The following is a 12,539-nucleotide window of genomic DNA, read 5'->3' on the forward strand; positions in this document are numbered from 1 at the left end:
GCAAGAATGGTGATTTGACGGCGCGACCATTCCGGCCAATGGTGCGGCACTCAGCCTTCCGGAGCCGCCATGGATAAACCTGCCTCCATTTTTACGCCCGTCCTCATCGCGGGCTGTGTTATCATGGTGATCTCTTTCGCGGTGCGCGCCTCTTTCGGCGTGTTCCAGATCCCCATCGCGGATGAGTTCGGCTGGCTGCGCAGCGAGTTCAGCCTCGCCATCGCGATCCAGAACCTTGCCTGGGGGATCGGGCAGCCGCTGTTCGGGGCGCTGGCGGAAAAGATTGGCGACAGGCGGGCGATCGTGCTGGGGGCGCTGGTCTATGCTGCGGGGCTGGTGGCATCGTCCCAAGCGGTGACGCCGGAGGCCCATCAGTTTTTTGAGATTTTCGTCGGCTTCGGCATCGCCGGCACCGGGTTTGGCGTGATCTTGGCCGTGGTAGGACGCGCCAGCAGTGATGAGCATCGCTCGATGAGCCTGGCGATTGCGACCGCTGCCGGATCTGCGGGGCAGGTCTTTGGCGCGCCGGTGGCCGAGGCGCTGCTTGGGCTGATGAGTTGGCAGATGGTGTTCATCGTTTTCGCCGGGGTGATCCTGGCGAGCCTCATGGTGCTGCCGATGATGCGCATGCCGGTTGTCGCGACCCGGTCCGAGCTGGAGGAGAGCATGGGCCAGATCCTGCGCCGCGCGATGCGCGATCCCAGCTATGCGCTGATCTTCCTGGGTTTTTTCAGCTGCGGTTATCAGCTGGCCTTCATCACAGCGCATTTTCCGGCCTTCGTGACGGAAATGTGCGGCCCGATCGTGCCGGGCGGGATGCTCTACGGCATGGGCGTTACCAGCACCTCTGCGCTAGGAGCAGTGGCAATTTCGCTGATCGGGCTGGCGAACATAGCAGGCACGCTGACGGCGGGGTATCTGGGCAAACGCTATTCGCGCAAATACCTGCTGGCAGGCATCTATGCGGGGCGCACGATCATCGCGGCGGCCTTTATACTGACACCAATCACGCCGGCGACAGTGCTGCTGTTTTCCGCCTCAATGGGCGCGCTATGGCTTGCGACCGTGCCGCTGACCTCTGGGCTGGTCGCGCATCTCTATGGGCTGCGCTACATGGGCACGCTCTATGGGATCGTGTTCTTCAGCCACCAGTTGGGCAGTTTTCTGGGTGTGTGGCTGGGCGGGCGGATGTATGACATTTATGGCGATTATACCGCTGTCTGGTGGATCGGCGTTGGCGTCGGCGCGTTCAGCGCGATCGTGCATCTGCCGATCAAGGAGACGCGGCTGGTCCCGGCCTAGCGCGTCAGATGATGGCGCAGAATACGCGCGACTTCTGCATCGTGGCTGTAGGGCAGGGCATGGCCGGCCTCGGCGACCACCTCCTGCAGGGCGGCGGCGTTCCATTCGGCCAAGGCGCCGCGCCCGTCAATTGGAATCACCTCGTCCTTTTCGGCCCAGATCACCAGAAGGGGAAGGCCCGCCTCGGCCAGTTTGCGATGCACAGCCTCGGTATTCGTGTCCAGCGCGCCCCGCAGCGAAGACAGGACGGCGGGCAGGTAGCCGCGATAGCGCAGTTGCGCGATTTGCATGTCGACGATGCCCGGCACGCCGGATGGCTGGCCCCGCTCGGCCGTGAGCGCGCGGCGCATCGAGCGGCCGTAGAATGCCAGCATCGCCCAGGTGCCAAGCAGCCCCGTGTTGGCCATCAGGCGCGAGGCCGGGCCGAGATCATGGCCGATTCCGGCAGGCGCCAGAAGGACGAGCCTGCGGATCATCGACGGGTTTTCGGCAGCAAAGCTGGGCGCGATGATGCCGCCCATCGAATAGCCGAAAAGGGTGATGTCGCCGGTCACGTTCTGGTCGGCCAAAAGATCCGACAATTGCCGCGTGAAAAAGGCCACATCCTGCGCGCCGCGGGGGTGGTCCGAATAGCCGCGCCCGTAGAGGTCGTAGATCAGGACGCGATAGCCCATATCGCCCAAGGTTTCCGCGATAGCCTCCCACACCGGCGAGGGCGTCGTCAGGCCGTGCACGCAGACCGCGACGGGGCCGGCCTCGGCGCCCAGCCAGCGGTAATGCACGCGGCCCTGGGAAAGATCGGCAAACTCGCCCGGCGCGTCACGGCGCGGTATGCGGGGGGCGCGCAGCCTCGCGCAGAAAGGGCGCAACCGCAATGAGGGCCAGGAGCGCGAGAAACGTCGTCACTGGGCCTGATCCGGTGTTAGAAGGCCCAGCGTGATGAGGTTTTGCGCCAGCCCGACCGGCCCCAGGAAGTGATGCACCTGCCACCCGCGCGCAGCGGCGGCGGCGATGTTGTCGACGCGGTCGTCGATGAAGAAGAGTGCTTCGGGCGGCAGGCCGCAATCCGTCTCGACGGCGGCATAGATGGCCGGATCGGGTTTGATCAGGCCCATTCGGCCCGAAATATAGGCACGGTCGAACTCGTGCAGAAACGGAAATTGCGCGGCGCTGAGCGGGAAGTTGTGGGCGCCGAAATTCGAGAGGGCAAAGACGGGCATATCATGGGCCTTCATCGTCCGAAGCATCCGCACCGAATGATCGATGGCGGGCTGGGCCATCTGGCACCAATGATCGCGGAAATGCAGAAGTTCGTTGGCGAAATCCGGATGGGCCTCTGCCATGCGCTCGGCCTCTTCGCCGAAATGGGCGCCGGCGTCGATGCGGTTCATCATTGCCGCAATGTCGACCGCGGCGAACATCGCGCGGCGGCGGGCCGCTCCGCAAAGGCCGTCGAAATAGCGCTCGGGCTGCCATTCGATCAGCACGTTGCCGATGTCGAATATGACGGCGCGGGGCGTCACCGGCGATAGCGTGCTGTCGGGCGTGCTCCGCCGCGCCGCTGTTCGCGCCACAGCATGTAAAGGCCCGAGCCGATGATCAGTGCGATGCCGACCCATGCATTTGCGCTGGGCCATGTGTCAAAGAACACGGCGCCCCAGAAGATGGCGACCGGCATCGCGACGTACTCGAAAGGTGCGGCAAAGGCGGCCTCGCTCAGCCGGTAGGCCTGGGTGATGAGCCAGCTGCCGCCAACGCCGGCGATGCCCAGCATGACGATCACCCAGAGGTCCGGGGTGTCGATGGGCGCCCAGGCGCGCAGAAGGAAGGACAGCGCAGGATGCGCGCCCGTCTCGAACCGGCCGTCCCCGATAAGCAGGCCGATCACGGCGCTGGAGATCAGGAAGGTGAAGATGACATAGATCGTCATGGTCGCCGCGCTTTCGGTGTCGCGGATCTTGCGCGTGACCATGTGCATCGCCCCATAGAGGACGGCCGCGATGGCCGGGAGGAGCGAGGCGATCTGGAACGCTTCGGTCCCCGGCTGCACGATGAGCAGCACACCGACCAGCCCCACTAATATCGCGGCCCAGCGGCGCGGGCCGACCGTTTCCTTGAGAAAGATCACCGACATGACCGCTATGGCCAGCGGCGAGATGAAGAAGATCGCGACGGCATCCGCGATCGGCAGCGCCGCGAGGCCCAGAAAAAGGCACACATTGGCGCAGACGATAAAGCAGCCGCGCAGCAGATGCGCCCCCGGCCTGCGGGTGTGGAAGACCCGCAAGCCCCCGCTGAAGGGCATGATGAAGGCAAGGAAGACCGTCAGGCTGACCAGCGAGCGCAGCAACACGATCTGGTGCAGCGCATAGTCCTCGCTCAATAGTTTGATGCCCAGATCCACAAAGGAAAAACACAGGATCGCCGCCATCGCGCAAAAGGCGCCAATGGTATTGTTGGCCGGAGCGGCGAGGACGGTCATGCGAAGCGGCCTTTCAGGGGGCGAGGCTGCGGGCCTGCCGGACGGCCCGCTCGAGCGCGTTCAGAAAGCGCGAGCGATCCGCCTTTGTAAACCCCTTGCCGCCGCCCTGGCGGAACGGATCGGCAGCGCGGAGATCCGTCATCAAATCGCGCGTGGCCAGGACGTTGCCGATATTGGCTGCGGTCAGCGGCTCGCCATTATGCTTGAGCACTAGCGCGCCGGCTTCGACGCATTTTGCCGCCAAGGGGATGTCTCCGGTGACAACGACATCGCCTTTGCCGGCGCGCTCGGCGATCCACATATCGGCGATGTCCGGGCCATCCGGCACGATGATCGTCTGGACCAGCGGATGGGGCGAAGGGCGTAATCCGCCGTTCGAGACGATATAAACGGTGAGGCCATGCCGCGTGCCGACGCGGATCGCCTCATCCTTGACGGGGCAGGCATCGGCATCGACATAGATCATCGCGGGCCGGCCCCCGTGGAAAACGTGTGTTTTCCACGCCGCTTTCCGCGATGAAAGCAGGCGCCCATCATTTGGCGCCTGCTTTGTCTGCCTTGCGGCCTACCTTGTATTCCTCTGGAATCGGCATGCGGTTGAACGCGTCAAGCCCGGCGATCTTGTAGGCCTCGGCCAGCGTCGGGTAGTTGAACGTGTTCTGCACGAAGTAATCGACCGTGCCCTTCAGGTTCAGCACCGCCTGCGCGATGTGAATGAGCTCGGTCGCGCCTTCGCCGACGATCTGAACGCCCAGAACACGGCGGGTCTTCAGCGAAAACAGCATCTTCAGCATCCCGTGCTCCAGCCCCATGATATGGCCTCGGCTCGTCTCGCGAAAGCGCGCGACGCCGACCTCATAGGGAATGCCGCGCTCGTTCATTTCCTCTTCGGACATGCCGCAGGTGCTGATCTCGGGGACCGAGTAGATGCCATAGGGAAACCACGGGCTTTCGGGCAGGGTGGGGGTGTCCAGTGCGTGGCAGGCCGCGATGCGCCCTTGCTGCAGCGAGGTGGAGGCGAGGCTTGGATGGCCGATCACGTCGCCCGCCGCGTAGATATGGGGCACCTTCGTCTGGTAGGTCTTGCGCTCGACCTCCAGCCGGCCGCGATGGTCCGTGATGAGGCCCGCCTTGTCGAGGCCCAGCCGCGCCGTCGCGCCCATGCGCCCGGCGGCAAAGAGCAGCATGTCGCTGCGCACATGGCGGCCGTTTTCCAGCGCGACCTCGATATGGCGGCCCGCATCCGTAATACTCTCGATGGGCGAGCCGAGGCGCAGATCGACGCCGTTCTCGCGGATCTGGTGGGTGAAATCCTCAACGATGGCGTGGTCGATGAAATCGAGGAAGGTCTCGCGCGGCTCGATCAGGGTCACCCGCACATCGAGCGCCGAGAACATCGTGGCGTATTCCACCCCGATCACGCCCGCGCCGATCACCGTCAGGCTGCGCGGGATCGTCTCCAGTTTCAGGAATTCGTCACTGTCCAGCACCGTGGTGCCGTTGAAGGGGCAGCTGTCCGGCCGATAGGTCTTGGTGCCCGTGGCGATCAGGAACTTGTCGGCGGACAGGCGCGTGGTCTGCCCCGCATCCACCTGCACCTCGATCTCTTTCGGCCCGACAAACGTGGCCATCCCATAAAGCGTTTCGACATGGTTACGGTTGAACTGATGCTCCAGCACATCGACCTCGTAATCGACGGTCTTGTGCAGGCGCGCCTGCAGATCCTCGGCGCCGATATCGTCCTTGACCCGGTAGGAGCGCCCGTAAAACCTGCGCTCACGCCAGCCCGAGAGGTTCAGCACCGTTTCGCGCAGCGTCTTGGACGGGATCGTGCCGGTATGGGCCGAAACACCCCCCAGCCTCTCCTTGCGGTCGATCACCAGCACCCGGCGGTTCAGCTTGCCAGCCTGGATCGCGGCCGCGCGGCCCGCGGGGCCGGATCCGATGATGATCAGATCGTAGCGATCCACATGGTCATCCCGCATAAAGGGCCTCGGCGTGAAATGTCACGTGATCCTCCATGAAGGATGAGACGAAGAAATAGCTGTGATCATAGCCGGGCTGCATCCGGATGATGCTTTGCTGGCGGCGCTTGGCGGCGGCCTCGGCCAGCGTTTCGGGGCGCAGTAGGTCAAGGAACTGATCGGAGGTCCCGGTATCCACCAGCATCGGCCCGTCAAAGCCCTGTTCCGCCATCAAAAGGCTGGCATCATGCGCGGCCCATTTGCCCTCGTCCTTGCCCAGATAGCCGGTGAATTGCTTGCGGCCCCAATCGCTGTTTGTGGGATTGCAGATGGGCGAGAAGGCCGAGACCGAACGGTAGAGCCCCGGCAGGCCCATCGCCAGCGTCAGCGCGCCGTGCCCGCCCATTGAGTGGCCGGTGATCGACTGCCGCTCCAGATCCACGGCGAACTCGGCGCCGATCAGCGTGGGCAGCTCCTCTGCGATGTAATCCCACATCTGGAAATGCTTGGCCCACGGCTCTTGCCGGGCATTCAGGTAGAACCCCGCGCCTTGCCCCATGTCGAACGCCTCGTCGTCGGCCACCCCATCGCCGCGCGGTGAGGTGTCTGGGAAGACCAGCGCTATGCCCTGCTCGGCGGCCCAGCCCTGCGCGCCGGCCTTGGTCATGGCGTTCTCATGGGTGCAGGTCAGGCCCGAAAGGTACCACAGCACCGGCACCGGGCCATCCTTTGCCTCGGCGGGCAGAAAGAGGCCAAATGTCATGTCAGTGCCTGTCGCCTCGGACGCGTGGGTATAGACACCCTGAATGCCCCCGAAACAGGCGTGTTCCGATTTCGTCTCCATCGCGGCGCTCCTCTTGATGTCCTTGTCTCACATAGATGCTTAACAGCCGGTTGCGCGCTGCGAAACGGCTAAAAGCCTGCCCTAGTAGAGCGGTTGCACCCAGCCGATCACCAGCGATACGGTCACGGCCGCCAGCACCGTCGAGATCAGGATCGAGGTCGAGACGCGCTGCGGCGCGACCCCGTAATGCTGCGCCAGCATGTAGACATTGCCCGCCACCGGCAGGGACGCCGCCGCGATCATCACTGCCGCCGCATAGGGCGCCACGTCAAAGACCAAAAGCGCGGCGATGGCGACGGCGGCGGGGTGCAACACCAGTTTGCAAAAACTCAGCCAGCCCGCCGCATACGGCCGCTCGGCAGATTTGCCCGCCAGCGACGCGCCGATGGCAAAAAGCGCGCCGGGCGTTGCCGCGCCGCCAAGGATGATCAGAAACTCGTTGACCGGGCCGGGAATGGGCAGGCGCAGGGCCGACCATGTCAGGCCCAGCACGATCGACACGATCATCGGGTTCTTCAGCAGGCCGATGCCCACGACCCCCAGCACCGCAGGCCGCATCCGCCCGTCGCGCGAGCCGGTGATCACGATCACGATCAGCGCGCCAAAGACGATCAGATCGACCGCCAGCACCATCATCACCGAGACGATCGCCGCCTCGCCCATCAGCATGGCCAGCATGGGAATGCCCAGAAACCCCACATTGCCGATCACAGCACATTGCGCCTCGATGGCGGCCTCCTCGGCGCGGCAGCCGCGCAGGATCGCGGCGCCCGTGGCCAGCACATATATCACTGCCGAGCCGCTGAGATAGGCCAGCACGAAAGGCAGATCGAACACCTCGCGCAGGCTGAGATTGGCCGAAAAGCGCAGGAGCATGGCCGAGAGCGCGAAGTAGAACACGAATTTCGTGAGGTAAGCCGTCGCTTGTGGCGTAAAAAACCCGCTGCGCCCCGCGCCGTATCCCAGCGCGATGATCATGAAGAACGGCAGGGTCTGGATGAAAATCGCGGCCATGCCCCTTGGTAGCAGGCGGGCAGGCGGCGTCAATTGCGGCGCGCTTGCATCGGGGATGCTGCGCGCATTAGGTTGGCGCAAAATTCGGGACAGCAACATGACAGCACGGAGCGGCGAGATCCGAAGAGGGCGCAAGTTCGATCAGGTGCTGGACGGCGCGCGCGAAGTATTCATGCGCGACGGTTTTGACGGAGCCAATGTCGACGACATCGCGCGCGTGGCCGGCGTCTCCAAGGCGACGCTCTACAGCTATTTCTCGGACAAGAGGGTGCTTTTCTCCGAGGTGGCGCGGATAGAGTGTGACCGGCAGGCCGCCTCCGCCATGGCCGAAATCGATCCCGCCGCCCCGGTCGAGACGTCGCTGCGCGAGCTGGCGGACCGGATCACGCTTTTCTTCCTGTCGGATTTCGGGCAGCAGATCTACCGCATCTGCGTGGCCGAGAGCCATCGCTTTCCCGAGCTGGGCCAGAGGTTCTATGCCTCCGGCCCCCGGATGCTGGTCCAGCGGCTGGGCGCGGTCCTCGATGGGTATGTCCAGCGCGGCGCGCTGGTGATCGAGGATATCGACCTGGCGGCCAATCAACTGGCCGAGCTGTGCAAGACCGAGCTCTTCTCGCGCCGCCTTTGCGGCATCGGTGAGAGCCCGTCGGAAGAGGATATTCGCCGCGTCTCGGGCGCCGCGGTTACCATGTTCATGGCGCGCTACGCGGCCAGGTGAGGCGCCGATTGCCGCTATCCGCACTCGACAAGGGACCCCGTCGCCCCATATCAAGTCAGTCCCGACCTTCGAGCCTGCGCAAAGGACCCCTTGTCATGAAAAATGCCTTCGTCCTCCTGTCCCTCATGGCGGTTCTCGCCTCTCCCGCCATCGCGCAGGAGGGCAGTGAAGCGGCAGAGCGGCCGCCACGCCCCGTCAAGCTGATGACGCTGGAGAAGGGCGCGGGCATGATGGAGCGCGAGTTCTACGGCCGCGTCCGGGCGCGCGAAACGGTGGATCTGGCCTTTCAGGTCAGCGGGCAGGTGACGCAGTTTCCGGTTGCCGAAGGCGCGTCGCTGGAGAAGGGGGATCTGATCGCGCAGCTTGACCTGACGGCGTTCGAGCGCGAGGTGGCGCGCGCGCAGGTCGATCTGGAAAAGGCGCAGCGCGATGTCGAGCGGCTGTCGAAACTGGCTGGGAGTGCCGTCTCCGAGGTCGAGGTGCGCAACGCGCGCACCACCGCCGATCTGGCCCGCATCCGCGCCGAAGAGGCGCAGGAGGCGCTTGAGGACGCGACGCTGACATCGCAATTCGACGCGCTGGTCGCGCGGCGCGAGGTCGCCAATTTCACCACCGTCGCCGCGGGCGAGCCGGTGGTCCTTTTGCATGACATGTCCGAGCTGCGCGTCGATGTGTCCGTCCCCGAGGTGCTGTTCCGGCGCGGGCGCTCGCAGGAAGTGGCCTTTTCGGCGACGTTTCCCGGCACGGACGAGAGCTTTCCGCTGGTCCTGCGCGAGTTCGAGGCCGAGACGGCCGATGTTGCCCAGACCTATGAAATCACGCTGGGCTTTCCGGGCGACGTGCCCGAGTGGGTTCTGCCCGGCGCGTCGGTCACCGTGACGGCCCGCGCGGACCGGATGGAGGGCGATCAGATGCTGGTCCCCGACACGGCGCTGACCTTCGACGCGGATCGCCAGCCTGGGCTGATGGTGTTTGATCCCGCCGAGGAGGGCGCCGATCAGGGCACTGTCGTCTGGACGCCCGTCACCATCCAGATGCGAGACGACACGCGCGTGCATGTGACCGAAGGCCCGGAGCCGGGCATTGAAATCGTCGCTGCTGGCGCGGCGCAGCTGCGTGACGGGCAGAAGGTCCGGCGGTTCAAGGGGCTGACGCAATGAGCCTCGGAATTGCCCGCGGCGCCATCGCGCGGCCTTTGCTGACATGGATCCTGATGCTGGGCTGCCTCTTGGGCGGTGTCTGGGGTTTCGCCACGATCGGGCGGCTCGAGGATCCGGCCTTTACCATCAAGAACGCCATCGTCATCACGCAATACCCCGGCGCCAGCGCGGCCGAGGTCGCCCGCGAGGTGTCCGAGCCGCTGGAATCGGCCATTCAGAAGATGGCCGAGGTGGACACGATCACCTCGTCCAACAAGCCCGGCATCAGCCGGATCGACGTTGAAATCGCCAGCACCTATGACGGAAGCGAGCTGCCGCAAGTCTGGGACCGCCTGCGCGCCCGCGTCACCGATGCGCGCGGTGCGCTGCCGCCCGGCGCGGGCACGCCGCTGGTCAATGACACGTTCGGGGATGTCTACGGCATCTTCCACGCGGTCACGGCCCCCGGTTTTTCGGATGCCGAAATCCACGACATCGCGGATTTCCTGCGGCGCGAGCTTCTGTCCGTGGACGGCGTGGCCGATGTGGTTCTGGCGGGCCTGCCCGAAGAGGCGATCTTCGTCGAGCCGGACAGCGCCATCGCCGCCAATCTGGGCGTGCCGCCCGACGCCATCCAGGGCGCCATCCGCGAGGTGACCGCCGTGGTCGCTGCAGGTGCTGCCGAGCAGGCGGGCCAGAACATCCGCATCGATGCGCCCTCGGGCTCGACCAGCGTCGATGCCATCCGCGATCTGACCATCGGCGTCAGCGGCGAGTTGATCGGCCTGACTGACTTTGCCACCGTCACGCGCGGGCGGGTCGAGAACCCGTCGATGATCATCCGCCATGACGGGCAAGAGGCGTTCACCATCGGCATCTCGGGCAAGGAGGGATTGAACATCGTCGATGTCGGCGCGCGCGTCGATGCGCGCCTTGCCCGGCTACAATCGGACATCCCCGTCGGTGTCGATCTGCATCCCATCTACCAGCAGCATGTGGTGGTTGATGAGGCGTCCTCGGCCTTCCTGCTGAACCTCGCCATGTCGGTCCTGATCGTGATTGTGGTGCTCGCGCTCTTCATGGGCTGGCGCGCCGCGGTGGTGGTGGGCGTGACGCTGCTGCTGACCGTGGTCGGGACCGTGTTCTTCATGGCCATTTTCGGGATCGAAATGCAACGTATCTCGCTGGGCGCGCTAATCATCGCCATGGGGATGCTGGTGGACAATGCCATCGTTGTGGCCGAAGGCATGCAGGGCGACATGGCCGAGGGTAAATCCGCCCCCGACGCCGCCGAGCGGACCGCGGACAAGACGCAGATCCCGCTCCTCGGGGCAACGGTGATCGGCATCATGGCCTTCGCCGGGATCGGCCTCAGCCCGGATGCCACGGGCGAATTCCTCTTCTCGCTCTTTGCCGTCATCGGCATATCGCTGCTCCTGTCCTGGGTGCTGGCGATCACGGCAACGCCCCTCCTCGGGCATTACCTCTTCAAGGTCGGCGAAGGCGAGGCGGGCGGCGCCTACAAGGGGCCGGTCTTCCGCGCCTATGGGGCCCTCTTGCGGGGCGCGATCCGGCTGCGCTGGCTGGTGATCACGGGACTGATCGTTCTGACCGCCGCCTGCTATTGGGGCTTTGGACAGGTCAAGCAGCAGTTCTTTCCCGACAGCAACACGCCGCTTTTCTACGTGCATTACAAGCTGCCGCAGGGCGGCTCGATCCAGGCAACTTCTCGCGACATGCAGATCATTGAGGAGTGGCTGGCCGAGCGCCACGATGTCGTCTCGGTCTCGACCTTCGTCGGCGGCGGTGCGTCGCGCTTCATGCTGACCTACTCCCCCGAGGAAAACCTGCCGACCTATGGCCACCTCATCATCCGCACCGAAGCCCTGGAGCAGATCCCGCCCCTGCGCACCGATCTGGAGGCGTTCGGACGCGCCAACCTGCCCGAGGGCGAGTTCCGCACCGAGCGCCTTGCCTTTGGCCCCGGCGGCGGCGCGCCCATCGCGGCGCGCATCTCGGGCGCGGATGCCGATGTGTTGCGGCGTCTCGCATCTCAGGTAGAGGACCGCATGCGCGGCGCCAGCGACCGCCTGCAGGACCTGCGCACGGACTGGCGCGAGCGCGAGATGGTGATCCGCCCGCTCTATGACGATGGCCGCGCCAAGACGGCGGGCGTCACCCGCAGCGATCTGGCCAGCGCGCTGCAATACGCGACCGACGGCGCGTCCGCTGGGACTTACCGCGAAAACTCGCGCCTCATCCCCATAGTGCTGCGCACTCCGGGGGCGGATGGCGCAGATGGCTCGCGCCTCGTGGGTCAGCCGGTCTACTCCACCGCCGCGGGCAGCTTCATCCCGCTGGAACAGATGATCGACGGGTTCGACTATGCCGCCGAGGATACGCTGTTTCAGCGCCGTGGCCGCCTACCGACGATCACCGTCATGGCGGGCGTGCCCGCAGGCGTCAATTCGGCCGAGATCTTCGGAAACATCCGCGGCCCGGTCGAGGCGCTGGACCTGCCGGAAGGCTACAGCCTCGAATGGGGCGGCGAGTATGAAAACTCGACCGAGGCGCAAACCTCGCTCGGCTCACGCCTGCCCGTCTCGCTGCTGATCATGGTCCTGATCTCGATCTTCCTCTTCGGCAAGCTGCGCCAGCCGCTGATCGTCTGGCTGCTGGTCCCGATGTCGGTCAACGGCGTGACGATCGGTTTGCTGGCAACGGGCCTGCCGTTTTCATTCACCGCGCTTCTGGGCCTTCTCAGCCTTTCGGGCATGCTGCTGAAAAATGGTATCGTCTTGGTCGAGGAGATCGACCTCACCCGCGCCGATGGCGTGCCGTTCAGCCGCGCCGTGGTTGAGGCGTCCACCTCGCGCCTGCGGCCCGTCATGCTGGCAGCGATCACCACGATCCTCGGGATGGTCCCGCTTCTCTGGGACGCATTCTTTGCGTCGATGGCGGTCACCATCATGGGTGGCCTCGGCTTTGCCAGCATCCTCACGCTGATCGCGGCGCCGGTTCTTTACTACATGATGTTCCCCGCTGCCCGCCGCGAAGAGGCCGAGGCCAGCTAAAG

11 protein-coding genes are annotated in these 12,539 nt (G+C 65.0%); 4 read left to right on the forward strand and 7 right to left on the reverse strand.

What is annotated here, in order from left to right; genetic code table 11:
• Window positions 1-69: 69 nt before the first annotated feature.
• Window positions 70-1,302: an MFS transporter gene (locus ACEWPL_RS12305; RefSeq protein WP_393929728.1), complete on the forward strand. Its 1,233-nt coding sequence runs from the start codon at window positions 70-72 to the stop codon at window positions 1,300-1,302.
• On the opposite strand, the gene ACEWPL_RS12310 is transcribed toward ACEWPL_RS12305, so the two are convergent.
• The 7 genes from ACEWPL_RS12310 to ACEWPL_RS12340 all read right to left on the reverse strand — a co-directional run bounded on the left by ACEWPL_RS12310 (window position 1,299) and on the right by ACEWPL_RS12340 (window position 7,606).
• Window positions 1,299-2,171, reverse strand: a complete 873-nt coding sequence (locus tag ACEWPL_RS12310) for an alpha/beta fold hydrolase (RefSeq protein ID WP_393929726.1) — start codon at window positions 2,169-2,171, stop codon at window positions 1,299-1,301. The genes ACEWPL_RS12305 and ACEWPL_RS12310 overlap by 4 nt on opposite strands.
• Window positions 2,172-2,204: 33 nt before the next feature.
• The gene (locus tag ACEWPL_RS12315) at window positions 2,205-2,825 is read right to left on the reverse strand and encodes an HAD-IA family hydrolase (RefSeq protein WP_393929724.1); all 621 of its coding nucleotides are present in this window, start codon (window positions 2,823-2,825) and stop codon (window positions 2,205-2,207) included.
• On the reverse strand, window positions 2,822-3,784 hold the full coding sequence (locus ACEWPL_RS12320) for a DMT family transporter (RefSeq protein ID WP_393929722.1): 963 nt from the start codon (window positions 3,782-3,784) through the stop codon (window positions 2,822-2,824). Before ACEWPL_RS12320 ends, ACEWPL_RS12315 begins: the two co-directional genes overlap by 4 nt.
• 13 nt (window positions 3,785-3,797) lie before the next feature.
• Complete coding sequence (locus ACEWPL_RS12325; RefSeq protein WP_393929720.1) at window positions 3,798-4,250, reverse strand: YaiI/YqxD family protein; 453 nt, start codon at window positions 4,248-4,250, stop codon at window positions 3,798-3,800.
• A 67-nt stretch (window positions 4,251-4,317) separates the two neighbouring features.
• On the reverse strand, window positions 4,318-5,754 hold the full coding sequence (gene sthA, locus ACEWPL_RS12330; protein WP_393929717.1) for a Si-specific NAD(P)(+) transhydrogenase: 1,437 nt from the start codon (window positions 5,752-5,754) through the stop codon (window positions 4,318-4,320).
• Window positions 5,755-5,758: 4 nt separating this feature from the next.
• Entirely contained in the window at window positions 5,759-6,592 is an 834-nt protein-coding gene (gene fghA, locus ACEWPL_RS12335) for an S-formylglutathione hydrolase (protein WP_393929714.1), read from the reverse strand.
• 81 nt (window positions 6,593-6,673) lie between these two features.
• Window positions 6,674-7,606, reverse strand: a complete 933-nt coding sequence (locus ACEWPL_RS12340; protein ID WP_393929712.1) for an AEC family transporter — start codon at window positions 7,604-7,606, stop codon at window positions 6,674-6,676.
• Between the two features lie 97 nt (window positions 7,607-7,703).
• Here ACEWPL_RS12340 and ACEWPL_RS12345 point away from each other — a divergent pair, with 97 nt between their 5' ends.
• From ACEWPL_RS12345 to ACEWPL_RS12355, 3 genes are all read left to right on the forward strand, one after another.
• Entirely contained in the window at window positions 7,704-8,324 is a 621-nt protein-coding gene (locus tag ACEWPL_RS12345) for a TetR/AcrR family transcriptional regulator (RefSeq protein ID WP_393929710.1), read from the forward strand.
• Window positions 8,325-8,419: 95 nt separating this feature from the next.
• Entirely contained in the window at window positions 8,420-9,484 is a 1,065-nt protein-coding gene (locus tag ACEWPL_RS12350; protein WP_393929708.1) for an efflux RND transporter periplasmic adaptor subunit, read from the forward strand.
• The gene (locus ACEWPL_RS12355) at window positions 9,481-12,537 is read left to right on the forward strand and encodes an efflux RND transporter permease subunit (RefSeq protein ID WP_393929706.1); all 3,057 of its coding nucleotides are present in this window, start codon (window positions 9,481-9,483) and stop codon (window positions 12,535-12,537) included. Before ACEWPL_RS12350 ends, ACEWPL_RS12355 begins: the two co-directional genes overlap by 4 nt.
• Window positions 12,538-12,539: the final 2 nt, after the last annotated feature.

Origin of the sequence: Roseovarius roseus, from assembly GCF_043355935.2 — a bacterium.
GTDB lineage: Bacteria > Pseudomonadota > Alphaproteobacteria > Rhodobacterales > Rhodobacteraceae > Roseovarius > Roseovarius roseus.

Coding starts and splice junctions, on each gene's coding strand:
- ACEWPL_RS12305 (WP_393929728.1), top strand. CDS start 70: ATGGATAAACCTGCCTCCATTTTTACGCCCGTCCTCATCGCGGGCTGT.
- ACEWPL_RS12320 (WP_393929722.1), bottom strand. CDS start 3,784: ATGACCGTCCTCGCCGCTCCGGCCAACAATACCATTGGCGCCTTTTGC.
- ACEWPL_RS12325 (WP_393929720.1), bottom strand. CDS start 4,250: ATGATCTATGTCGATGCCGATGCCTGCCCCGTCAAGGATGAGGCGATC.
- fghA (WP_393929714.1), bottom strand. CDS start 6,592: ATGGAGACGAAATCGGAACACGCCTGTTTCGGGGGCATTCAGGGTGTC.
- ACEWPL_RS12340 (WP_393929712.1), bottom strand. CDS start 7,606: ATGGCCGCGATTTTCATCCAGACCCTGCCGTTCTTCATGATCATCGCG.
- ACEWPL_RS12345 (WP_393929710.1), top strand. CDS start 7,704: ATGACAGCACGGAGCGGCGAGATCCGAAGAGGGCGCAAGTTCGATCAG.
- ACEWPL_RS12350 (WP_393929708.1), top strand. CDS start 8,420: ATGAAAAATGCCTTCGTCCTCCTGTCCCTCATGGCGGTTCTCGCCTCT.
- ACEWPL_RS12355 (WP_393929706.1), top strand. CDS start 9,481: ATGAGCCTCGGAATTGCCCGCGGCGCCATCGCGCGGCCTTTGCTGACA.